Origin of the sequence: Acidipila sp. EB88, from assembly GCF_003858395.1 — a bacterium.
Lineage (GTDB): Bacteria > Acidobacteriota > Terriglobia > Terriglobales > Acidobacteriaceae > EB88.
On record NZ_QWEV01000005.1, the window covers coordinates 2568278 to 2589516 of the forward strand.

Genomic DNA, 21239 nt, shown 5'->3' on the forward strand with positions numbered 1-21239 from the left:
TGTGCCCCCGCGCTGCTGGTTGCGCGCTCAGACCACAGCGCCGATTGCGTGTCCCCTTTTTGCTGCGCCCTGCGCTATTGCTGACAAGGACCCAGCACCGCCGCATCCCTGGAGGCATCCATGTCGCAATCCATCTTCGCCAGCTTTCTCACCGTGATGCTTTTCGCGCTGCTCGCCATCTGGGCTCCGTGCCTTGAGTACTTGGCATCCTGGCTGCATGCCTTCAAGGCAGACGCTGCCGACACCGCTCTCGCCGAGAACGAAGCTCCCACCGCGTCAAGCGCCCGGTGAGAGCACACTCCGAGGGTCCGCGGCAGTCATGCGTGCGGCAGCGCTTTCTCGCCGTGCGGCCATGTCGCCTGCCCCGCGTGCTCGCCCGGCGCATCGCGTCTTTCTCGGGCCGCCGCGTGTTGCCGCATTAGCCCGCGGCAGCCCCGCCGACCAGTTCCTCCAGCAGCGCGGGCTCCACGTTGCGCCCGCTCAACACCGCCACCGCCCTGCGAAAGGGAAGCAATGCCGTGGTGTGGAACAGCAGCGCCGCCATCGTCACCGCACCGCTCGGCTCGGCCACCAGCCCCGCCGCATCGCTGTCGGCACGCCCGGGCGCACCCCGGTAAATCGCGCGCACCGCGGCCCGGATCTCATCCTCCGTGACCGTGACGATGTTGTCCACGTACGCGTGAATATGCTGCCAGTTCCGCTCGCCCAGCGACTGCGTGCGCAGGCCATCGGCCAGCGTCCGCGTCGTCAGCTCGGCGGGCCATTCCGTCAGCCTGCCGGACAAAAAACTTTCCCGCGCATCGCCCGCCAGCTCCGGCTCTACGCCGATCACCGAAACCTCCGGCCGCTGCTGCTTGATGGCCGCCGCGATCCCCGACAGCAGCCCTCCGCCCGAGACCGGCACCAGCACCAGGTCCACATCCGGCAGCTCCTCCAGGATTTCGAGCCCGCAGGTGCCCTGCCCGGCGATGATCGCCGGGTCGTCGTACGGCGGCACCATCACGTAGCCATGCTCGGCCGCCAGCTCCTCCGCGCGCAGCTTGCGTACGGCACTGCTCGCCGTCTCCACAAACACGATCTCCGCGCCGAGCGCTTCGGTCGCCGCGCGCTTCACCGCCGGCGCATTGCGCGGCATCACGATCACCGCCTTGATGCCCGCGACCCATGCCGCATACGCCACACCCTGCGCATGGTTGCCGCTCGAGTACGTAATCACTCCGGCCGCGCGCGCTTCCGGCGTCATCGACAGGATCTTGTTCGCCGCGCCCCGCAGCTTGAACGACCCGATCGGCTGCGCGCCCTCGTCCTTGAGCCACACCTGCGCCGGCACCCCCTCCGCCGCGAAAGCAACCAGCGGCGTTCTCACGGCTGTGCCCTGGATGCGCTGTTGCGCCTGGTGAAGCTCAGCAAGGGAAACAAGGTGCAGGGGAGTGGAAGGTTCTGTCATGGGCTCCATTCTAAGTGGCACGCGCTTGCGGTCCGCGTTGATCGCACCAGCCGCACCTTTCCCGGCCACGCGCGCGATCCGCATCACAGTTGCCATATGAAAGTCTCTCCGCTCCCCTTGTTCGCCGCCGCCGTGCTCTGCTGCGCCGTGGCACTGCCCGCGCAGCAGGTCGCCACCGACCAGCCCACCGGCACGCTCGAAACTGTCGCGACCTTCAACGGCCCCATGCCCACCGGCGTCACCGTCTCGCACACCGGCCGCATCTTCGTGAACTTTCCGCGCTGGGGCGACGACGCACCCGCCACCGTCGCTGAAATGCACGGCAGCAAGGCCGTGGCTTACCCCAACGCCGAGATCAACGACTGGCCCGGCCGCAAGCTCCCCAACCCCAACGCCTTCATGGATGCCGCCGCCAACCAGGCCCACTTCGTCAGTGTGCAATCCGTCGTGGTGGATCCACTTGATCGCCTCTGGGTGCTCGACACCGGCGCGCCGCTGCTCAAGAACACCGTGCCTGGCGGCCCCAAGCTCGTCTGCATTGATCTGCGCACCAACCAGGTCATCCGCACCATTCTGCTGCCGCCCGACGTCGCCGGCACCAACAGCTACATGAACGATGTGCGCTTCGACCTGCGCGTCGGCAACATCGGCGCACAGGACCCGGGCACCATGATCGGCAGCAAGCCCGCGCCCGATCCCAACACGCCGCCTGAAGATCCGGCCCACCCCGCCGCGCATCGCGAAGGCTCCTCCGACAACACGCCCGCCGTCAACATGCACGGCACTGCCTATATCACCGACTCATCCAGCGAAGGACCCAACGCCATCATCGTGGTCGACCTCGCGACCGGCAAGAGCTTCCGCCGCCTCAATCAGCACATCAGCACGCAGGGTGAGCCGGGCTTCCTGATGTTTGCCGAAGGCCGCCCCGTGTACCAGACGCTGCCGGGCAAGCCCGCTGAGCCCGTGCTCTTCGCTGCCGACGGAATCGCCATCTCGGCCGACGGCGCGGAGCTCTACTACTGCCCCATCAGTTCCACCAAGCTCTACGGCGTCAGCACTGCTGCGCTTCGTGACCGCTCGAAGTCCGACGCCGATGTCGCCAGCACGGTACACATCGTTACCGGCAAAATGCCTTCCGACGGTCTTGAGTCCGATGCCGAAGGCCGTATCTATGAAACCGACCCGGTGACAAATTCCATTCACCGCTTCGATCCAAAGACCGGCCTCACCGAGACCATCGTGCACGACCCGCGCCTGCTCTGGCCCGACACGCTGAGCCTCGCCAGCGACGGCTATCTCTACGTCAACGCCAACCAGCTCCACCGCCAGCCCACCATGCACAACGGCAAGGACGAGCGCGTCAAGCCCTACTCCATGTTCCGCATCCAGGTCGACGCGAAGCCAGTGCTGCTTCGCTAGTTCGCGTCTGCACCCACAACAAAAAAGGGCGGCCAATGGCCGCCCTTTCCGTTTCCAGCAAAACTCACTTACACCTCGAGAATCACCGGCATGATCAAAGGACGACGGCTGGTGTGCTTCTGGATATACCGCTTCAGGTCGATGCGGATCTTCTCCTTCATCACGCCCGGGTCAGCCTTTTCCTCTGCCGACGAGCTGTCCAACGTCTGCGTGATGATGTTCGCTGCCTCGCGAAGCACCGCCGCATCCGCACCGATGAATCCGCGCGTCACCACCTCGGGCTGCCGCTCTACCTTGCCGGTAAGCTTGTTGATCGTCAGGATCGGCAGAATGATGCCGTCCTCCGACAGGTTGCGCCGGTCACGAATGACCATGTCGCCCACCACGTCCGCGGTCGAGCCGGAGTCGATGCACACACGGCCTGCCGTGACCTTGCCCGCCTTGCGTGCCTTGGTCGCCGACAGCTCCAGAACATCGCCGTCTTCAATCAGGATCGCTTCGCCCACCACACCGGTCGAAAGCGCCAGCTCGCAGTGCTTCTTCAGGTGGCGGAAGTCACCATGCACCGGGATAAAGAACTTCGGCCGCAACAGGTTGATTAGCAGGCGCTGCTCTTCCTGCGAGGCATGCCCCGACACGTGGATCAGGCCCATGGTGCCGTCGTCGTACAGGATCTCGGCTTCGCGGCGATACAGGTGATCGATCACGCGATAGATCGATTTCTCGTTGCCCGGGATCACGCGCGACGAAAGCAGCACGGTATCGCCCTTGGAGATGCGCGCGTGCTTGTGGTTATCCACGGCCGCGCGGGACAACGCCGACATCGGCTCGCCCTGCGTGCCGGAGATCAGCACCATCACGTTCTCAGGGGAGTGGTCGCCGATCTGCCCCGGATGAATCATCAGGCCCGGCGGCAGGTTCAGGTAGCCCAGGTCCTGCGCAATCTCGCTCGACTCCATCATGGAGCGGCCAACCACGGCCACCTTGCGGCCATGCTTGTGCGCCAGGTCCAGCGCGATCTGGATGCGGTAGATCGAAGACGAGAAGCACGAGAAGAACAGCTTCTTCTTGGTCCGCTGGAACACCTCGTCGAGGCGCGGCTTCACCGCCCACTCGCTCGGCGTGTAGCCCGGACGATCCACGTTCGTGGAGTCCTGCAGCAGCGCCAGCACGCCCTTCTGGCCGTACTCCGCGAACTTGTGCAGGTCGAATGCCTTGCCGTCTGGCGGCGACAGGTCGATCTTGAAATCGCCCGTGTGCACGATCACACCCACCGGTGTCTCGATTGCCAGCGCCACGCAGTCCACCATCGAGTGCGTCACACGGATCGGCTCGATCGTGAACGCTCCGATCTGGAATTTGTGATTCGGCGCAATCTCGATCAGTTCGGTGTTGTCGAGCATCTTGTGCTCGTCGAGCTTGCCCTCGACATAAGCGAGGGTGAACTCGGTGCCGTACACGGGCACATTGATCTCGGAGAGAATCCACGGCAAGCCGCCGATATGATCCTCATGCCCATGCGTCAACAGGATGCCGCGCACATGCGCCCTGTTCTCGACAAGATAGGAGATATCGGGGACGACGATATCGACGCCAAGGAGCTCCGACTCAGGAAACATCAGCCCAGCGTCAATGACCAGGATGTCGTTTCCATAGCGAACGGCCATGCAGTTCATGCCGAACTCGCCCAAGCCGCCAAGGGGAATTAGTTTTACGTTCTCTTCTGCCATCTGAATCTTTAATGCTAGCAGATGCGCAGAGCTACCCTTGAAAACCGCCTGCGCGGCTGGCCGTCCCTTCGGGACAGGTGTCCCTTGAAAGCAAAGCCCTCAAGAGATCTCTGCCCTTAAAGAACATGAGTCACGAAGGGACCGCCAGCCGCGCAGGCGGTCCTGTTTTCATCCTGCAAAGCACCCGCCTTGGCCCGTCTGGTACACCTAGAAACATGCAGGTCGACACCTGGCCAAAATCCGCGGACCACCTGGTGGAAGTCGCAGGGCTGCTCATGGCCAGCGCCCACATCGTCTTCCTGATACTGATCGTGCTCTGGTTTACCGTGCGCAAACCAACCAGCTTCCGGCTGTTCCGCCTGCGCGTCGCAGCGCTGCTGCACGGCAGGCCCCTGCCTGAGCGGCTGCCGGTTCCGCCCGCGCGCTAGGCTCGAACCGCGCGCGGCATCCGTGTCGCCAGCGTGGCAAGCAGCGCCAGCAGCAGGAGCGCCGAGGCCAGAAAGAACGGCGAACCCGGCACCTGCATGGCAGCACCCGGGCGAATGGCACGCGCGAAAATCCACGCAAAGATGCCTGGCCCCACCAGCCCCGAAATGCCGCGCAGGCTGTGGATCGCGCCCTGCATCTGGCCCTGCTCGTTGGCCGCCGCACCGCGCGTCATCATGCTCTGCGCGGCCGGCCACACAAAGCTCATGCCGTTCATCACCGGGATCGCGAACCAGACCAGCAGGCCCGTCCGCGATGCGCCGATCATGGAGAAGCCAGCGATCCCCAGTAGCAGCCCGAAGATCATCGAGCCGCGTTCGCCCGCGAAGCGAATCGCATGCTTCACCAGCGCGCCGCCGTAAATCCCCGAACAGATACCCACCAGCGCCAGCGAAAGTCCGGCAGTCCGGTCGGTCCAGTGGAACCGGTAGTCCGCATACAGGATGTACACATTCATCAGCGCCTGCTGCGCCAAATACGCCAGCAGCAGGATGCCCGCAAGCACCAGCACCAGCTGCGAGCGCGCCAGCATCCGCACCGAGCCCACTGGGTTAGCGCGTCGCCAGGAGAACGGCGCACGGTTCGCGCGTGCCAGCGACTCTGGCAGCACAAACAGCCCGTACAAGGCATTGAGCAGGCTCAGCCCGGCCGACACCCAGAACGGCAGCCGCGGGTTCACCGTGCCCAGCAAACCACCCACCGCCGGCCCCAGCACGAAGCCCATTGCGAACGCGCCGCCCAGCAGCCCGAATGCGCTGGCGCGCTTCTCCGGCGGCGTCACATCGGCAATGTACGCCTGCGCCGTGGGAATGCTTGACGACGCCAGCCCTGAAACAATGCGTCCCACCAGCAGCCACTCGATCGAGGGCGCCCAGGCCATCAGCACGTAATCGAGCCCCAGCCCGAGGTTCGACAGCAGCACCACCGGCTGCCGTCCCCACCGGTCCGACAGCGACCCGATAATCGGCGAACACACAAACTGCATCCCCGCAAACACCGTCCCGAATACGCCCAGCATCACCGAGGCCTGCGAGGTGGTGCCATGCATCAGCGTCTCCACCAGCCGCGGCAGCACCGGCGCGATCATGCCCAGCGCGATCATGTCCAGCGCCACCGTGAAGAAGATAAACAGCGCCGCGGCCCTGCGTGGACCGCTTTGCTCTGATGCCGTACCGGCCGTGCTCAGCCCGTCTGCGATGGACGACGACGGTTGCTGGTTCGGCAATCGGTCCACCGTGTCGGCAATCGCCGGCTCCGCGCCCGAAAGCTCGTTTTTCTCTGAGGGATTCATCCGCACCTTTGCATGAGTCTACAAGTTGCCCAGGCTCCGCGAGCGCGGCGCAGCTTGCTGGAAAGCAGTCTCCGCCTGCCGATTTCCGCCCGTACAGCGCCCCGCATCGTGCTTCGGCGCACACTGGCGTCAGGCGCCCCCAGGTTCTTCGCAGCAGGGTTGGCCGCGCACACTGCAGGCAACACAATGCATCCCTTGGTGCTAAGCTCTACGACACAAACGCTTTAGCCGATCATTCAAGCGTCTAATCGCCCGTGCGTGCCGCGCCGGACCAGCAAGCAAGCGAGAGGTGAACCATGAGCACCATGACCCCAGAGATCCTGCCGCACTCCACAGGAAGCACCAACAAGACCGCAGGCATCGTGCTGATCATCCTGGGCCTGCTCGCCCTGTTCCTGCCCCTTGTGGCCGGCGTCGCCATTACCGCCGTCGTGGGCTGGGTTCTCGTCCTCGCCGGCGCCGCACACTTCTACTTTGGCTATCACGCACGCACCACCGGCGCCGTGGTCTGGCAATGCCTCATCGGTCTTGTCTATGTCGTGGTGGGCTTCTTCCTCGTGGTGCACCCCGCACGCGCCCTGCCCCAGCTCACCATCCTGCTCGCCGCCTACTTCGTCATCGAAGGCGCTTTCGAACTGGTGCTCTACTTCCGTCTGCGCGCTGGTCATCGCGCCAGCTGGTTCCTCTGGGACGGCCTCATCACGCTCATCCTCGGCATCATGATCTGGGCCCAGTGGCCCTATAGCTCCGTCTGGGCCCTCGGCACCATCGTCGGCATCAGCCTTCTCATGAGCGGCTTCGCCCGCCTGCAGTTCCGCTCCGGCCGCCCTGGCCTGCTTCCGTAAGACCCACTACTGGCGCATAGCGCTATCGCGGGAGGCTGTCCCTTCAGGACATGTCTTCTCGAAGTACAGAAGCCTCAAGCAGGCCCGGGATGGTTCACCCGGGACCGCTTGAGGCCTCTGCTTTTCAGGTACACACGCCACGAAGTGGCCGCCAGCCGCGCAGGCGGTTCGGCCCTTACCGCAGCAGGTCTTCCAGCGCCAGCGACAGCTCCGTCTTGGCATCGCGATACTTCACAATCACCGGCGTGTACACGCTCAGGCCCCACTCGGCAGCCTTGCCCTTCTGCACAGCACGCGCGCCCGGCACCACCACTGCATTCTCCGGGATGATCAACGGCATGCCTGCCGTCGCCCTTAGTACCTCGCCCGTGACCACGTCATACACGGGAGTCCCGCGGGTCAGCACGGTCCCGGCAGCCAGCACCGCGCCCTTGCGCACGATGGTGCCTTCGTACACACCGCAGTTGCCGCCCACCAGCACATCATCTTCAAGAATCACGGGGCTCGCATTCACCGGCTCGAGCACCCCGCCGATCTGCGCCGCGGCGCTCAGGTGCACGCGCTTGCCCACCTGCGCGCACGAGCCCACCAGCGCATGCGAGTCCACCATCGTGCCCGCGTCCACATACGCTCCCACGTTCACGTACATCGGCGGCATGCACACCACGCCCGGCGCCAGGTAGGCACCGGCCCGCACCGACGAGCCGCCCGGCACCACGCGCACACCATCGGCCACGGCCCAATCCCGCGCAGGGTACGTGTGCTTGTCCACGAAAGGGAAGTGTTCGCCACCCACATTCGGCCCGAGACCCTGCAACTGCCCCAGCCGGAAGCCCAGCAGGATCCCGCGCTTCACCCACGCGTTTACGCGCCAGCCCAGGGCTGTGCTCGTGTCCGGCTCAGCGGAGCGCAGGGTGCCTGCTTCCAGGGCATCGCGCAATTCCACAAAGGCTGCCATCGCGCTCGCATCCTGCACGGCGGCAGCGCCCGCCGCAAAGGCCGTCTCGATCCGTGTTTCCAGCTCGGCATGTTCCACGTTGGTCAACGATTGTTGCAGGGTTTCAGACACTGATTCAGGCATGGTGTTCCGTAGTTCCTTCCAGTCGGGGGTAAGGCTGAGGCAAAGGTTCTTTTCGTTGTAATGAAAACAGTAGCGGCCGCCCAAGTCCTGTAACCCGGGGCAAGCCGCTCAACACGCTACGCTTTGTCGCGCTGATTGCTGCACCCGTTCTACAGGCACCACAACGATCAGCAGGGGCACGCAGCGCCCGGTTGTGCGCGCCTCGGTGCATGCCGGCGGCCGCACCCCCTGATGAAAACAAGCGCGGCGTCGTAACGCAGCACCACCGCGGTCGGCTGCCTAGCGCGCCGCGGCCGCGGACTCGACCTGGTCCAGGAGTCCAAGCCCACTGGCCAGCGCATGCAACCGCTCTCGCGTCGCCGCGGTTACCGGCATCATCGGCAGGCGATACGTCTCGTGCAGTTTGCCCATCATCGCCAGCAGCGCTTTCACCGGTCCGGGGCTCGGCTCCAGGAAGCTTGCCACCATCAGGGGAAAGCACGTGTGATTCAGGCTGCGCGCGGTCGCCCAGTCATTGCGCAGCGCCGCCTGCACCAACCCGGCAATCTCTCGGGGCAGCACGTTTGAGGTCACAGAGATCAGCCCGGCGCCGCCGGCTCCCAGCACGCCAAGGCACATCGCATCGTCCCCGGCATACACCTGGAACGTGCGCGGCAGCAGGCACAGCAGCTCGGCGATCTGCGCCATGTTGCCGCTCGACTCCTTGACCGCCACGATGTTGTCGCAGCTCTCCGCGAGCCGCACTACCGTTGCAGGCTCCAGGTTCACCCCGGTGCGTCCCGGGATGTTGTACAGCACCACTGGAAACGGCGCGACCGCCTGCGCCACTGCCTGGAAATGTTGAAACTGCCCTTCCTGTCCAGGCTTGTTGTAGAACGGGTTTGCCGTCAAAATCGCCGAAACACCGGGGATCGCCGCTGCTTCCTGCGCGCGCTCCACAGCCTCGCGCGTTGAGTTGCTCGAACAGCCCGCCCACACCGGCACGCGCAATGCCGCCTGCGCCGCAACCACCCGGATCACCTGTGCCCACTCCGCGTGCGAGAGCGTCGGTGTTTCTCCCGTGGTGCCGCAGGCCACCAGCCAGTCCACGCCGGCCGGCAGCTTTTCCGTGCTGCCCGCCTCCTGCGGCTGACCGATCTGCCAGTCCACCAAAGCCCGCAATGCCGGTTCGTCTACCGCGCCATCGGCGCGAAACGGGGTCACCAGCGCTGTTCCACATCCAACCAGTTTCATACCTTCCCGAGTCTATACCGCGCATTCCCGCGCCCAAAATGCGGAGCCCGCACCGCGCGTTTCCCGATCCTGCATCGCGCGAGCCCCCGCGTCGCCGGCATGCTGCAGCCGACGCACCCGCTGCCGATAAGCCCGGCAGCACCATGCGGGCCCGCCTGCCCGCAACCCACCGCGAGGGCGTCCATGACTTCCAATCTGATCTCCACCCTGATCCTGACCCGGAACGAAGAGCAGGACCTACCGGCGTGCCTCCAGTCTGTCGCGTGCTGCGACGACGTGCATGTGTTCGACTCCTGCTCCACCGACAACACATGCGCAATTGCCCGGGCGTTCGGTGCGCACGTGCACCAGCGCGCGTTTGACTCCTACGCCGCCCAGCGCAACGCCGCCCTCGATACCGTCCCGTTCCGCCACCCATGGGTGCTGGTGCTTGATGCTGACGAACGCATCAACCCCGAGCTCTGGACGGAAGCCACGGCCGCCGTGGCCGCGCTTCCGCTTTCCGACGAGCCCCCCGTGGCTGCCTTCCGGATCCGGCGGCACGACCACTTCTTCAACCGCCCGCTGCGCCACGCCCAGATCCTGTCGCTCTATCCCCGTCTCGTCCGCCTCGGCCGCGTGCGCTACACCCGTGCCATCAACGAGTTCCTGGAGACCGACGGCGAGACCCGCACCCTGCGCGGCAGCTTCCAGCACTACCCGTTTTCCAAGGGCCTCGCCCGCTGGTTTGAGAAGCACAACCAGTACTCGTCGATGGAAGCCGAGATCGTCGCCGACCGCGCTTTTCGCGGCGAAGCCAGCCTTCACACCGCCTTGCTCCACCCCGACTTCCACACCCGCCATCGCGCCCGCAAGGCCATCTTTTACCTGCTGCCTGCGCGACCATTGGTGCGCTGGCTCTACATCCTGGTCGCGCGCGGCGGCCTGCTCGACGGCACCGCCGGCATCGCCTACGCCACGCTGCAGGCCTTTTACGAGTGGCAGATCGTGCTCAAAACACGCGAGCGGCTCGCCGCCTCCATGCCCACGCATCTGGTCGCCACGCATCCCACGCTGCCGCCCGCGCCGGCTGCCGCCGTAGCCACGGCAGCCGGTAGCCAAGGTCACCTGTACCGCGAGGAAGCTTTAGCATGCGACCGCGCTTGAGGCAGTGCTCCCGGTACACTGCAGTTGACCGGAACCAGTTCACTGGCTTCCGGGCACAGCCCCCGGTGAAAGCGAGCCAACCCCGAGCCCATGCTCTCCGTCCTGATCATCACCAAAAATGAAGAGCTTGACCTGCCCGGCTGTCTCGCCTCCGTCGCCTGGTCCGACGACGTGCACGTCTTCGACTCCTTCTCCACCGACCGCACCGTCGAGATAGCCCGCGAGCACGGCGCGCACGTGCACCAGCGCGCATTTGACTCCTACGCCGCGCAGCGCAACGCCGGGCTGCTCACCGTCGCCTATCGCTACCCCTGGCTGCTAATCCTCGACGCCGACGAACGCGCCAACCCCGAGATGCAGCGCGTGCTTGCCGCCCGCACCGCTGCCGCTCCAGCCGAGGTCGACGCCTTCCGCCTGCGTCGCCGCGATCACTTCCTCGGCCAGTGGCTCAAGCACGCGCAAACCACGCCCTTCTACATCCGCGTGCTGCGTCTCGGCCGCACACGCTTCCGCCGCGAGGTCAACGAGGTTGTCGAGGTCGATGGCTCCATCGTGGACATCGAAGACGCCTACTTCGACCACTACCCGTTCTCTAAGGGCCTTACCCACTGGGTCGCCAAGCACAACAGCTACTCCTCCGGCGAAGCCAAAATCGTTGCTGCCAGCGCCTACGCCGGGGAAGTCTCCTGGAAAAAAGCCTTCTTTGCGAAAGACTTCAACGACAAGCACGCCGCACGGAAGGCCATCTTCTACTCGCTGCCCGGCCGCCCGCTCATGCGCTGGGCCTACCTCATGTTCTATCGACGCGGCATCCTCGACGGCCGCGCCGGCTTCGTCTACTCCACGCTGCAGGCCTTCTACGAGTGGCTGATTGTGCTCAAGACCCGCGAACTGCAGGAAGCCAAAGGATCGAAAAAGCAACGATGATCGAGCCAGCCACATCCCCCGACCCATCTGCCGCACAAGTCGCCGACCCAACCCTGCGTGCGGCTTTTTCCCGCCGCAACCGGATCATGCGCCTGGTCTGGGGCATCACCTACGCTCTGCTCTACCGCCCCACGCCGCGCCCGATGCATGCCTGGCGCGCCATGCTCCTGCGCCTCTTCGGCGCCAAGCTCGGCGACAAGTGCCACTTCTACGCCAAGGGCCGCATCTGGGCCCCGTGGAACCTGGTCTGCGAAGACCGCGTCTCGCTCGCCGACGATGCCGAGCTCTACAACCCTTCGCCCTTCTACTTCGGCTCGCACGCCATCGTTTCGCAGGGAGCGTACGTCTGCGGCGCCACCCACACTTACAACGACCCCACCTTCCCACTCACCTCGGCTCCAATGCGGTTCGGCGCCTACTCCTGGGTCTGCGCCCGTGCCATCGTGTCGCCCGGCGTCAACCTCGGCAACGGCGCGATCCTGGGTCTCGGCTCCATCGCCACCCGCGACCTCGAACCCTTTGGCGTCTACGCCGGCGTCCCCGCAAAGAAAATCCGCGAACGCGAACGCACAGCCGTGCCTGCCGAATGTCGCTGAATAGCTAAACCTGCTGGCCCAGCGCTGTTGCCGCTCATGCTCACTTCGAGATGAGCCCAGGGATCAGATACAAAGGCCGCCCTCGTGGTTCCGAGAGCGGCCTTTGTGTCTGCGGGGTACTCCCCACGAAGTGAGCGCCTCCCGTGCGAGGATTTTGCTTGGGGTGAGCCGCAACTGGCTCACTGAAGCGCGGCGGCTCGTGCGGGTGCCTAAACGTGCATCGCTGCGAACATGTCGAGAAACTCCTGGTACTTGCCATCCTTCTCTGCGGTACGCAAAGGCTTCACTCGCTCGACCAGGATTTCGCCCTTCTCGAGAGTGTTCTGCTCCAGGATCTGCATCACCTCGCTGGTGTATGCCTCAAGAGGCATGGCACGCGGATCGCTGGCTTGCTGCGGACCGCCCAGCTCTGTCTGCACATACGGCGGCGCGAGCTCCAGCACTTCAACGCTGGTCTTCTGCAGTTGCACGCGCAGCGCATCGAGCCAGTTATGCATAAAGGCCTTGGTCGCGCTGTACACCGGACCCGGCGGGTAGGGAACAAACGCAAGCCCGGAAGTGGTCACCATCAGCGTCGAGTGCGGCTGTGCCCGCAGCACGGGCAGCAGTGCCGCCGACAGTTGCACAACGCCGGTGATGTTGGTTTGGATCGTGCTGTAAGCGCGCTCAAGATCGACCGCATCTGCCGTGTAGTCCTCGTGCCCGGCGATCCCCGCGTTGTTGATTAATACATTTAATTGAGGGAACTGTGCCTTCACCGACTCCGCGAACTTCGCAATGGCCGCAGTGTCACTTAAGTCCACAGCGATACCGGTCATCCCGGGATTGCGCCCGGTGACCTCGTCCAGCAGTGCCTGTCGCCGCCCGGCGATAATGACCTTGTTTCCCTTGCCGTGCAGTGCCTCGGCAAGGGCGCGGCCGATACCGCTGGTGGCTCCTGTGACTAGGATGGTATTGCCTGAGATTTTCATGGTCCCTCCTCGCCGTACTAGATGCATGGCGGTACGGGTTGGAATCGACTTAATTCCTGAACGAAGCGTTCGCCTCTCGACCTGCTGTACCGCAGCGCTGCAGTCGGATCCTGGCCATGCTGAAACACGATGGGTGTAGACGCCAAGAGTCACCGATGCCCTTCCTTGTGAGACACGCAACGGGAAAATAGGTGGGACGAGTTGGTCGTCGCCCGTTTGCTTCTTGTTCAAACAAGATCCGCTACGCACTGGCCGCAAGCCGCGCTGGGCAACTTGGTTTGAAGGGGGGCTTGCCTTAGCTCAGCTCCGTCGCAACGTCAGCAAAGTCCCACACGCCCGGCGCTTCCCGCGCCACCAGCCACTCCGCCGCCCGCACCGCACCATTCGCAAATCCCATCCGCGAGAACGCCTCGTGTCGAAGCGTTAGTACCTCTTCCGGCGACGACAGCGTTAGCACATGCAGTCCGGCGGCATCGGCCTCGCGATGCGAAGTAATCGGCGCCTCCGACTCCGGCGCAAACTGCCAAGCGGTCTGCTCCCGCGCCAGCCCCGCGGCCTGTTGCACGATGCGCTGCAGCGTCAACGCGGTGCCCGAGGGCACATCCTTCTTGGTCACGTGGTGCGTCTCTTCAATCTCCAGCGCATACCCCGGCAGCGCTGCCGCCAGCTGCTTCGCCGCACGAAAAAACGCCTGCACGCCCAGCGAGTAGTTCGTGCCATGCAGCAGGGAAGCGCCATGCGCCTCGGCCAGCGCCGCAAGCTCCGGCAGCGCGGCATACCAGCCGGTCGTGCCGACCACTACCTTCGCACCCTGCGGCAACAGCATGCGGAGGTTGTCCACCACCGCTTCCGGCGTCGTAAAGTCCACCACCACGTCAATCGACGCGAGAAAACCCGGCGTCAGTGCCCGTCCGCCATGGTTGTCTTCCGACGTCACCACCTGCAGATCATGCCCGCGCTGCCGCACCACCTGCGCGACAGCCGAGCCGGTCTTACCGCGACCTAGAACCAGGAAATTCGACATGCATCCTCAACAAGCTAAGACCGCCTGCGCGGCTTGCGGCCACTTCGTGGCGGGTACTCTTGAAAGACTAAGCCAGGCCTTCGACGTCGAAGATCGTTGGATCCGGGTCTGAAAAGAACTCCGCATGCAGCGACCGAATCGCTTCTTCCACGTCGTCCTCGTCGATCATGAAGCTCATGTTGATCTCGCTCGCGCCCTGCGAAATCATCCGGACATTGATGTGCTTGATCGCGTTGAACAGCCGCGCCGCCGTGCCCGAGTGGCCGCGAATGTCCTCGCCCACCAGGCACACCAGCGCCTTGCGCCCCTCGTACTTCACATCCGCCAGCATCGACAGGTCCGCCGTAATCGCAGGCAGCGCCTCGTTCGAATCCACAGTCAGCGACACCGAAACCTCCGAGGTCGAGACCATGTCCACCACGCATTTGTGCTTGTCGAAGATGTCGAAGATCGCCTTCATGTAGCCGTGCGTCATCAGCATGCGGCTCGCCACCACGTCCACGATCGTCAGCCGCTTCTTCGCGGCAATCGACTTTACAGGATTGCGGCACGGCGGCGCCAGCGCCTGGATGCGCGTGCCCTCGTTCGCGGCATTGCGCGAGTTCAACACCAGCACTGGGATGTTCTTTTTCACCGCCGGCAGAATCGTTGCCGGGTGCAGCACCTTCGCGCCGAAGTACGCGAGCTCCGCCGCCTCTTCAAACGAGATCGACCGCACCCGCAGTGCCGTCGGCACCACGCGCGGATCCGTCGTCATGATCCCATTCACATCCGTCCAGATTTCGATTGCTTCCGCGTTCACGCCCGCGCCCACCAGCGCGCCCGTGTAATCCGAGCCGCCACGTCCCAGCGTCGTCGTCACACCCTGCTCGGTCGAACCGATAAACCCGCCCATCACCACGGTCCGCCGCGCATCCGCATGCGGCAGCACAAACTTGCGCAGTTGCTCCTCGATGCGCGCATCGTTCGGCACCGCTTTCATATGCTGCGCGTCGGTGATGATGCACGTGCGCGCATCCACGTGCACGCCGTCGAGCCCCTGCTGGGCAAACGCCGCCGCGATGATCCGGCTCGACAACCGCTCGCCATACGACACGATCATGTCGTTGATGCGCGGCGTCAGTTCGCCCACCGCCGCCAGCCCGCGCAAGATCTCGTCCAGCGCCGCAAATTCCTGCGCCAGCCAGCCGCCGTCTACCCCAAGTTCGATTGCCACCGCCTGGTGGCGCACCAGCAAGCGCTCCGAGATCGCCAGCGCCGACTCGCGCTCACCACGCGCCGCAGTCGCCGCTGCCAGCAACAGTTGATCTGTAACCTTGGCCATGGCAGATACCACCACGATCGGCTGCTGCTCCAACGTGCGCCGCCCGGCCACAATCGCGGTCGTGCGCTGCATCGCCGCCGCATCCTCCACGGAGGTCCCGCCAAACTTCATCACCACGTACTTCATCGGGCACCCCGCGCAGCTCTATCCGGCACTAAACGACCCTGCTGGTGCAGCAGTTCTGCGTTCAACAGCGCCGCACCCGCGGCCCCGCGAATCGTGTTGTGCGACAACACCGTGAACTTCCAGTCCAGCAGCGTGCAGGGCCGCAAACGACCCACCACCGAGGCCATGCCGCCGCCACGCATCCGATCCAGGCGCGGTTGCGGCCGGTCTTCCGCGTGCAGGTACTCCACCGGCTGCTCCGGCGCCGAGGGCAACCCGCGCCCGCTCAACGGCCGGAACTGCTGCCAGCATTCCAGGATCTGCTCCGCCGTCGCCGGCTTGCGCAGCTTGATCGACACCGACTCCGTATGCCCGTCTTCCACCGCGACCCGGTTGCAGTGCGCCGTCATGCGCAGCGCCAGCGGCAGCGACTCACCCGCGTCCGACACGCCGCCCAGCAGCTTCGCCGTCTCGGCCACCATCTTCTCTTCTTCATTGCGGATAAACGGCACCACGTTGCCCAGGATGTCCAGCGACGCCACGCCCGGGTAGCCCGCGCCCGAGATCGCCTGCATCGTCGTCACAAACAGGCTCTCGATGCCGAACGTCGCCTCCAGCGGCTTCAACGCCAGCACCAGTCCAATTGCCGAGCAGTTGGGGTTCGTGACAACATACCCGCCATCCGCCCAGCTCTGGTGGCGCACCATGCTGAGGTGCCCCTCGTTCACTTCCGGGATTACCAGCGGCGTGTGCGCTTCCATGCGAAACGCGGCCGAGTTCGAGATCACCGCGCAGCCCGCATTGGCAAACCGCGGCTCCAGTTCCAGCGCAATGTCCGTATCGAGCGCGGCAAAAATCACGCGCGGCGTATGCTCGTCCGGCACGGCCGGCGAAAGCGGCATGGCCGCATAGCGCTCCGGCAGCGGCGTCGACAGCTTCCAGCGCACGGCCTCGCCGTAGGGTTTGCCGCTCGAGCGGTCGCTCGCCGCCAGCCACGTCACGTTGAACCAGGGATGGTTTGCGAGGAGTTCCAGAAAACGCTGCCCCACCATGCCGGTGGCGCCCAGTATGCCAATATCAACCTGTTGCATGCTGCTGTGTGTGTCTCCCTGAACCCAGCAATTTTCCAGCGGCGCACACGCGCACCTCGCCGGAAGCTCGATGCTTCGCCGCTTTTGAGGGAAGAGGACTGAAGCGCTGGCTTTCCGGTAAGTGTACCGGCTTTTACTCCCATCGAGACCGCGGCCTTGTGCTTTGCCGCGCAGCGCTGTTACCAGATGCGGCGCACCCCGAACTGGTCGAGTTGCTGGTCCAGGCTCAGCAGCACAAGTTCCTCCAGGATCGCCTGCGCTGCAAGCACGCGGTCAAAGGGGTCACGGTGCTTCGCGTCAAAGCTCCCGGCCAGCCGAGCCTGCTCGCTGGTGATCGACAGCAGCGAAAATCCCGCATGCTCAAGCTGCTCCTCAAAGCCCTGCAGCAGCGGCTCCGCCACCGGGAGCTTGCCGAGCCGGTACTTCGTCGCAATCTCCCAACTGGACGCTGCCGACACGTAGACCTGGTTTTGCGGCGCCTCGACCAGCGAGCGCACGGTCTCCGAAAGGTGAGAAGGGTCAAGCACTGTCCAGAGCAGCGTGTGGGTATCCAGCAGGTACCTCACTCGCCGCCCTCCCAGGCTTTGAGTTCCTCATCTGGCAATGATTCCCAAAATTCGGGACCAATAATCGGAGCCTTACCTGCAAGCCAGCCCAGCCGCCGCGGCGCAGCCTTCGCCGGCTTCACCAGCCGCGCCACCGGCTTCCGCTCCTTGCCGGACGTAATCGTCACCTCTTCCCCCGCCGCGACCTTTGCCAGCAGCTTGGAGAACTGGGTCTTCGCCTCATGCACCGTGTATTCCATAGCGCGCTCCTCGGTGGACTAACTTAGTCTACAAGGACACGCGCCGAACCGGACCCAGCAAACTTCGCCCCGGCACAGCAAAACCTAAAACTTGAACCCCTGCTGCACAGTCCCATCCGCCTTCACCGTGATCGTCGCCGTCTGCTTCCCGGCCTTCTCATGCACGGCCACCAGCGTATACGTCCCCGGCGGCAGTCCCTTGATCGTGAACCGGCCCTGCGCATCCGTTACCGCGAAGAAGGGGTTCGGCAGGATGTTCACGTATGCATGCATCCACGGGTGGCTGTTGCACCGGACCGGGATCATTGTCTCCGGCGACGTGAAATAGCGCGTCACCGGGTCCGCATGCGCCTGCTGCGACACGTCAAACGCATTGTTGCCCGGGTGGGTCGGCGACATGTGCACGTTGTGCACCGTGTTGTCGGAGTTCAGAAAGTGCACACCCTGCCCCACCATTGCGCCGATCACGTGCGGCTCAAACCGGCATCCCGTCTGGTCCATCACCGCGGGCTGCCGCGGGATCGGGTACGCCTTGTTGCCCAGCCCACTCTCGATGTACACCATCACGTTCGCGAGTCCGCCATCATGCACCACGTAGTCGTCGAACATGCTGGTGGGGCTCATCGCGCACACCGGGTCCTGCGCCATGTCGATCTCGACCGGCTTGGGTGGCGTCTCCGCGTACTGCACCACTCCGGTCACAACTCCGCCGTGCGCATAGTCGATCTGGGTAAAGTCCTTAGAAGGCCCGAGCGTGCCGGGCTTGCACGCCGCGAGAGGCAGCACCGCCGCGGCGGCAAGCGCTGCCGCAAGCCAGCCGCGCTGCCATGTATGGAGCCGGTTCGAAACAGGAGACATACAGTTATGCTACGCCCGCGCCGGCGGCCATCCCCCGGGCAACGACCCGGGCCGGTTTCACCCGGCGACTAGCGGTCCCGGTACCGGTCGCGGTACACCGTCCGGTGCGTGCCGAACCCGAACACCCCGAACGCCGCCAGCAGGTGCAGCACAAACCACAGCGAGATGCCCTGGCTGAAGAAGATCATGATCAGCACCAGCAGCCGCGGCAGCACCAGCCAAAGCACGGGGCTCAGCAAGTCGCCCACCGGCGCCGGCGCCACCGGGAACCGCCAGTGCGACATCCAGCCCAGAAACAGCGCCACACGCGGGAGAAAGAGGCTCAGCACCAGGAACCAGAGCGGCAGAAAATGCATGGCTTGTGTTGGTCCTCCGACTCACCGTTTGTAGCACGTGTTGTTACCGATCACAGCGCGGCAACAATGGCATCCGCGAACGCGCTCGTGCCCGAAGTACCCCCGACATCGCGTGTCAGCGTTTTGCCCTCCGCATACACTGCATCGATCGCCCCCTGGATGCTGTCCGCCGTGGCCGTCTCATCCAGGTGCCGCAGCATCAACACCGCCGACTGCAGCAGCGCCGTCGGGTTGGCCTTGTCCTGCCCCGCGATGTCCGGTGCCGAGCCGTGCACCGCTTCAAAGATCGCCGCATGCTCGCCCAGGTTTGCGCCTGGTACCAGCCCCAGGCCGCCCACGAACCCCGAGCACAGGTCGCTCAAGATGTCGCCGTACAGGTTCTCCATCACCATCACGTCGTACTGGTACGGGTTGGTCACCAGCTGCATGCAGGCATTGTCCACAATGTGCTCCGCATACTGGATTTCCGGATGATCCTTCGCCACCGCCTGCGCGCACTTCAGAAACAGGCCATCGGTGAGCTTCATGATGTTGGCCTTGTGGATCGAGTGCACCTTCTTGCGGCCATGCTTTGCCGCGTACTCAAACGCAAACTTTGCGATCCGCGTCGAGCCCTTCTCGGTCGTCACCTTGAGCGACGTGCACACCCCCGGCACAATCTCCTGCTCGAGCCCCACGTACAGCCCCTCGGTGTTCTCGCGCACAATGATCAAATCCACATCCGGGTACTTCGTCTTGAGTCCTGGCAGATTCTTGATCGGGCGAAAGTTCGCATACAGGTCAAACTGCTTGCGCAGCGTCACGTTGATGGACTTGAACCCCGAACCAATCGGCGTTGTCACCGGTCCCTTCAGCGCAACCTTGGTGGTGCTCACCGAGTCATACAGCGCCTTCGGGATATACTCGCCGGTCTTGGCGAACGCATCGGCCCCGGCATCATGCCGCTCCCAGCTGAACGTGGTGCCGTGCTGCTTGGCTGCGGTCTCAACAATGCGTACGGTAGCGTCGGTCACTTCAGGACCAATGCCATCGCCGGGGATCAGGGTGATTGTGTGTTGGCTCATAAGTGTTTGGCTGCGGCTCCTACGCCGGCGTGGCGGCGGTCGCCGCAGGATTCGCTGGCGACTCTGTTTCAGGGGATGGCTGAGAGGACTGGGCCGACTGTGAAGACGGAAGCGAAGAAGCGGACGCAGGCGTCGCGCCCGGCCGGGGCAGCGCAGAACCCGGCGGCTTCGCAAGCGCAGCATCCCCGCCCCCAGCTTCTTTCACCGCCTTTGAGATCGCATCTTTCACCGCATCCGCGGTCGCGGCCTGTACCAGTTGCTCCAGCTCATCGCGAAACTCGGCAGCGTCCTTGAACTCGCGATACACACTCGCAAAGCGGATATAGGCAATCGTGTCGAGCTTCTTGAGCCCATCCATGATCAGCTCGCCCAGCTCTGCGGTGGAGCGCTCGCGGTCCGGCGCTTCGCTCAGGTACGCCTCGGCGGCATCGGCAACCTGCTCCAGTTGGCGCATCGCAATGGGCCGCTTCTCGCACGCATGCTGCAGCCCGGTCAGCATCTTCTGCCGGTCAAACTTTTCGCGGCGTCCATCTTTCTTAACCACCATGTACGGGATCTCGTCGATCCGCTCATACGTGGTGAAACGCTTGTTGCATCGGTCGCACTCCCGGCGTCTGCGCACCGCGGCGGACTCTTCGATCTCTCGCGAATCCACGACACGATCCTGTGCGAAACCGCAGAAAGGGCACTTCATAGTCAGTGCCGCTTATCTTACCGCACGCGACACCAGGACGTTGTTGCCACCGTCCGCAACAACACTGGCGCACCACGTCTCGAATTCGAGACGTGGGTACCACCAGACCCGGCATCCGCACCCTCGACCCGCCTACAACCGCTTCCGCACCGCACGCCGCACCAGCTCCACCGATACCCCATACACCAGGTGCGTAAACCACTCACTCACCCGCTCCTGCGCCGGCTGCTCCGCCACCGGTTCCACCAGCCCGGTACGCGGCAGCAGTCCCTCATGCATCATCCGGTTCACCGCCAGCCCAAACGCCGCGCCGCGCCAAGCCGTGGTGCGCGGCTGGTACTCCGCCGCCAGCCCATACAGCCCGCCGGTCAGCGTCCCGAAGCCCCAGTGCAGGCTCTCCGTCGCAACCTTCTTGGCCGTGCCTTCAAGCGGCACATCGGCAGCGCTGGCGGCGCGCTCCACCACCAGCTTCGGCGGAGGCTCCTGCCCTTGGGTGCGCGGCGGCACCAGCTTCTCGGCCAGCGTCTTGGTGGCTGACCCAACCAGCCCGCCCGCCAGCCCGGCAAGCAGCGCTTTATGAAACGAAGGAGGCACGTGTTGCGAGGGTGTCTTGCTCATGCTCTGTCTGATGCGGCTTGTTGCTCCACAGAAAAGCTCGCCCGGTATCCACTCCAACCCGCTGGCAACGCCACACCGCCCACCCGAATCCTATCTATCAAGTCGCGGGGCAAGGACCCTATGGC

Annotated in this window: 23 protein-coding genes; 7 read left to right on the forward strand and 16 right to left on the reverse strand. The window is 64.5% G+C overall.

Features of this window, described 5'->3' with window-relative positions; genetic code table 11:
- Positions 1–120: 120 nt before the first annotated feature.
- Positions 121–291 carry a hypothetical protein gene (locus D1Y84_RS17945; RefSeq protein ID WP_158615431.1) on the forward strand — a complete coding sequence of 57 codons (171 nt, stop codon included), beginning with the start codon at positions 121–123 and terminating at the stop codon, positions 289–291.
- 127 nt (positions 292–418) lie between these two features.
- Here the strand turns inward: D1Y84_RS17945 and D1Y84_RS11210 are convergent, their stop codons facing one another.
- Positions 419–1447, reverse strand: coding sequence for a threonine/serine dehydratase (locus D1Y84_RS11210; protein ID WP_124848631.1), 1029 nt, complete (start codon positions 1445–1447; stop codon positions 419–421).
- A gap of 96 nt (positions 1448–1543) precedes the next feature.
- Here D1Y84_RS11210 and D1Y84_RS18160 point away from each other — a divergent pair, with 96 nt between their 5' ends.
- On the forward strand, positions 1544–2869 hold the full coding sequence (locus D1Y84_RS18160; protein WP_199726393.1) for an L-dopachrome tautomerase-related protein: 1326 nt from the start codon (positions 1544–1546) through the stop codon (positions 2867–2869).
- A gap of 68 nt (positions 2870–2937) precedes the next feature.
- Here D1Y84_RS18160 and D1Y84_RS11220 read toward each other — a convergent pair whose 3' ends face one another.
- The gene (locus D1Y84_RS11220) at positions 2938–4599 is read right to left on the reverse strand and encodes a ribonuclease J (RefSeq protein WP_124848632.1); all 1662 of its coding nucleotides are present in this window, start codon (positions 4597–4599) and stop codon (positions 2938–2940) included.
- Between the two features lie 125 nt (positions 4600–4724).
- Here D1Y84_RS11220 and D1Y84_RS11225 point away from each other — a divergent pair, with 125 nt between their 5' ends.
- Positions 4725–5027 (forward strand): hypothetical protein, encoded by a 303-nt coding sequence (locus D1Y84_RS11225; RefSeq protein WP_124848633.1) that lies wholly within the window; start codon positions 4725–4727, stop codon positions 5025–5027.
- On the opposite strand, the gene D1Y84_RS11230 is transcribed toward D1Y84_RS11225, so the two are convergent.
- Complete coding sequence (locus D1Y84_RS11230) at positions 5024–6376, reverse strand: MFS transporter (RefSeq protein ID WP_124848635.1); 1353 nt, start codon at positions 6374–6376, stop codon at positions 5024–5026. The two genes, D1Y84_RS11225 and D1Y84_RS11230, sit on opposite strands and share 4 nt — an antisense overlap.
- A 296-nt stretch (positions 6377–6672) precedes the next feature.
- Between D1Y84_RS11230 and D1Y84_RS11235 the strand changes: the two genes are divergently transcribed.
- Positions 6673–7221 carry an HdeD family acid-resistance protein gene (locus D1Y84_RS11235; RefSeq protein WP_124848637.1) on the forward strand — a complete coding sequence of 183 codons (549 nt, stop codon included), beginning with the start codon at positions 6673–6675 and terminating at the stop codon, positions 7219–7221.
- A 175-nt stretch (positions 7222–7396) separates the two neighbouring features.
- Here D1Y84_RS11235 and D1Y84_RS11240 read toward each other — a convergent pair whose 3' ends face one another.
- On the reverse strand, positions 7397–8302 hold the full coding sequence (locus D1Y84_RS11240; protein WP_124848639.1) for a 2,3,4,5-tetrahydropyridine-2,6-dicarboxylate N-succinyltransferase: 906 nt from the start codon (positions 8300–8302) through the stop codon (positions 7397–7399).
- A 279-nt stretch (positions 8303–8581) separates the two neighbouring features.
- Positions 8582–9535, reverse strand: a complete 954-nt coding sequence (gene dapA, locus D1Y84_RS11245) for a 4-hydroxy-tetrahydrodipicolinate synthase (RefSeq protein WP_124848641.1) — start codon at positions 9533–9535, stop codon at positions 8582–8584.
- A gap of 183 nt (positions 9536–9718) precedes the next feature.
- Here dapA and D1Y84_RS11250 point away from each other — a divergent pair, with 183 nt between their 5' ends.
- The 3 genes from D1Y84_RS11250 to D1Y84_RS11260 all read left to right on the forward strand — a co-directional run bounded on the left by D1Y84_RS11250 (position 9719) and on the right by D1Y84_RS11260 (position 12204).
- Complete coding sequence (locus tag D1Y84_RS11250; protein ID WP_233581350.1) at positions 9719–10681, forward strand: glycosyltransferase family 2 protein; 963 nt, start codon at positions 9719–9721, stop codon at positions 10679–10681.
- A gap of 90 nt (positions 10682–10771) precedes the next feature.
- Complete coding sequence (locus D1Y84_RS11255; RefSeq protein WP_124848643.1) at positions 10772–11608, forward strand: glycosyltransferase family 2 protein; 837 nt, start codon at positions 10772–10774, stop codon at positions 11606–11608.
- Complete coding sequence (locus D1Y84_RS11260; protein WP_124848645.1) at positions 11605–12204, forward strand: putative colanic acid biosynthesis acetyltransferase; 600 nt, start codon at positions 11605–11607, stop codon at positions 12202–12204. Before D1Y84_RS11255 ends, D1Y84_RS11260 begins: the two co-directional genes overlap by 4 nt.
- Positions 12205–12413: 209 nt before the next feature.
- Here the strand turns inward: D1Y84_RS11260 and D1Y84_RS11265 are convergent, their stop codons facing one another.
- The 11 genes from D1Y84_RS11265 to D1Y84_RS11315 form a co-directional block, all read right to left on the reverse strand.
- Entirely contained in the window at positions 12414–13175 is a 762-nt protein-coding gene (locus D1Y84_RS11265; RefSeq protein ID WP_124848647.1) for an SDR family oxidoreductase, read from the reverse strand.
- Between the two features lie 295 nt (positions 13176–13470).
- Positions 13471–14199 (reverse strand): 4-hydroxy-tetrahydrodipicolinate reductase, encoded by a 729-nt coding sequence (gene dapB, locus D1Y84_RS11270; RefSeq protein WP_124848649.1) that lies wholly within the window; start codon positions 14197–14199, stop codon positions 13471–13473.
- Between the two features lie 67 nt (positions 14200–14266).
- On the reverse strand, positions 14267–15634 hold the full coding sequence (gene lysC / locus D1Y84_RS11275) for a lysine-sensitive aspartokinase 3 (protein ID WP_233581351.1): 1368 nt from the start codon (positions 15632–15634) through the stop codon (positions 14267–14269).
- An 11-nt stretch (positions 15635–15645) separates the two neighbouring features.
- Positions 15646–16719 carry an aspartate-semialdehyde dehydrogenase gene (asd, locus tag D1Y84_RS11280; protein WP_124848653.1) on the reverse strand — a complete coding sequence of 358 codons (1074 nt, stop codon included), beginning with the start codon at positions 16717–16719 and terminating at the stop codon, positions 15646–15648.
- A gap of 179 nt (positions 16720–16898) precedes the next feature.
- On the reverse strand, positions 16899–17285 hold the full coding sequence (locus D1Y84_RS11285; protein ID WP_124848655.1) for a type II toxin-antitoxin system VapC family toxin: 387 nt from the start codon (positions 17283–17285) through the stop codon (positions 16899–16901).
- Positions 17282–17524 carry a type II toxin-antitoxin system Phd/YefM family antitoxin gene (locus tag D1Y84_RS11290; protein ID WP_124848657.1) on the reverse strand — a complete coding sequence of 81 codons (243 nt, stop codon included), beginning with the start codon at positions 17522–17524 and terminating at the stop codon, positions 17282–17284. The genes D1Y84_RS11285 and D1Y84_RS11290 overlap by 4 nt, the downstream gene beginning before the upstream one ends.
- An 84-nt stretch (positions 17525–17608) precedes the next feature.
- Complete coding sequence (locus tag D1Y84_RS11295; RefSeq protein ID WP_124848659.1) at positions 17609–18382, reverse strand: carboxypeptidase regulatory-like domain-containing protein; 774 nt, start codon at positions 18380–18382, stop codon at positions 17609–17611.
- A 68-nt stretch (positions 18383–18450) separates the two neighbouring features.
- Complete coding sequence (locus D1Y84_RS11300) at positions 18451–18738, reverse strand: hypothetical protein (protein ID WP_124848660.1); 288 nt, start codon at positions 18736–18738, stop codon at positions 18451–18453.
- A gap of 50 nt (positions 18739–18788) precedes the next feature.
- On the reverse strand, positions 18789–19802 hold the full coding sequence (locus tag D1Y84_RS11305) for an isocitrate/isopropylmalate dehydrogenase family protein (protein WP_124848661.1): 1014 nt from the start codon (positions 19800–19802) through the stop codon (positions 18789–18791).
- Between the two features lie 19 nt (positions 19803–19821).
- The gene (nrdR, locus tag D1Y84_RS11310; protein WP_124848663.1) at positions 19822–20496 is read right to left on the reverse strand and encodes a transcriptional regulator NrdR; all 675 of its coding nucleotides are present in this window, start codon (positions 20494–20496) and stop codon (positions 19822–19824) included.
- Positions 20497–20628: 132 nt separating this feature from the next.
- Positions 20629–21114: a DUF1440 domain-containing protein gene (locus D1Y84_RS11315; RefSeq protein WP_124848665.1), complete on the reverse strand. Its 486-nt coding sequence runs from the start codon at positions 21112–21114 to the stop codon at positions 20629–20631.
- Positions 21115–21239 lie beyond the last annotated feature (125 nt).

Bases quoted from the DNA above. Each gene is read 5' to 3' on its own strand.
- D1Y84_RS11315 (WP_124848665.1), bottom strand. From the start codon at position 21,114: ATGAGCAAGACACCCTCGCAACACGTGCCTCCTTCGTTTCATAAAGCG.
- D1Y84_RS11290 (WP_124848657.1), bottom strand. From the start codon at position 17,524: ATGGAATACACGGTGCATGAGGCGAAGACCCAGTTCTCCAAGCTGCTG.
- nrdR (WP_124848663.1), bottom strand. From the start codon at position 20,496: ATGAAGTGCCCTTTCTGCGGTTTCGCACAGGATCGTGTCGTGGATTCG.
- asd (WP_124848653.1), bottom strand. From the start codon at position 16,719: ATGCAACAGGTTGATATTGGCATACTGGGCGCCACCGGCATGGTGGGG.
- D1Y84_RS18160 (WP_199726393.1), top strand. From the start codon at position 1,544: ATGAAAGTCTCTCCGCTCCCCTTGTTCGCCGCCGCCGTGCTCTGCTGC.
- D1Y84_RS11300 (WP_124848660.1), bottom strand. From the start codon at position 18,738: ATGCATTTTCTGCCGCTCTGGTTCCTGGTGCTGAGCCTCTTTCTCCCG.
- D1Y84_RS11210 (WP_124848631.1), bottom strand. From the start codon at position 1,447: ATGACAGAACCTTCCACTCCCCTGCACCTTGTTTCCCTTGCTGAGCTT.
- D1Y84_RS11295 (WP_124848659.1), bottom strand. From the start codon at position 18,382: ATGTCTCCTGTTTCGAACCGGCTCCATACATGGCAGCGCGGCTGGCTT.
- D1Y84_RS11240 (WP_124848639.1), bottom strand. From the start codon at position 8,302: ATGCCTGAATCAGTGTCTGAAACCCTGCAACAATCGTTGACCAACGTG.
- D1Y84_RS11265 (WP_124848647.1), bottom strand. From the start codon at position 13,175: ATGAAAATCTCAGGCAATACCATCCTAGTCACAGGAGCCACCAGCGGT.
- D1Y84_RS11225 (WP_124848633.1), top strand. From the start codon at position 4,725: ATGAGTCACGAAGGGACCGCCAGCCGCGCAGGCGGTCCTGTTTTCATC.
- D1Y84_RS11220 (WP_124848632.1), bottom strand. From the start codon at position 4,599: ATGGCAGAAGAGAACGTAAAACTAATTCCCCTTGGCGGCTTGGGCGAG.
- D1Y84_RS11235 (WP_124848637.1), top strand. From the start codon at position 6,673: ATGAGCACCATGACCCCAGAGATCCTGCCGCACTCCACAGGAAGCACC.
- D1Y84_RS11250 (WP_233581350.1), top strand. From the start codon at position 9,719: ATGACTTCCAATCTGATCTCCACCCTGATCCTGACCCGGAACGAAGAG.
- D1Y84_RS11255 (WP_124848643.1), top strand. From the start codon at position 10,772: ATGCTCTCCGTCCTGATCATCACCAAAAATGAAGAGCTTGACCTGCCC.
- D1Y84_RS17945 (WP_158615431.1), top strand. From the start codon at position 121: ATGTCGCAATCCATCTTCGCCAGCTTTCTCACCGTGATGCTTTTCGCG.
- lysC (WP_233581351.1), bottom strand. From the start codon at position 15,634: ATGAAGTTTGGCGGGACCTCCGTGGAGGATGCGGCGGCGATGCAGCGC.
- D1Y84_RS11230 (WP_124848635.1), bottom strand. From the start codon at position 6,376: ATGAATCCCTCAGAGAAAAACGAGCTTTCGGGCGCGGAGCCGGCGATT.
- dapA (WP_124848641.1), bottom strand. From the start codon at position 9,535: ATGAAACTGGTTGGATGTGGAACAGCGCTGGTGACCCCGTTTCGCGCC.
- D1Y84_RS11260 (WP_124848645.1), top strand. From the start codon at position 11,605: ATGATCGAGCCAGCCACATCCCCCGACCCATCTGCCGCACAAGTCGCC.
- dapB (WP_124848649.1), bottom strand. From the start codon at position 14,199: ATGTCGAATTTCCTGGTTCTAGGTCGCGGTAAGACCGGCTCGGCTGTC.
- D1Y84_RS11305 (WP_124848661.1), bottom strand. From the start codon at position 19,802: ATGAGCCAACACACAATCACCCTGATCCCCGGCGATGGCATTGGTCCT.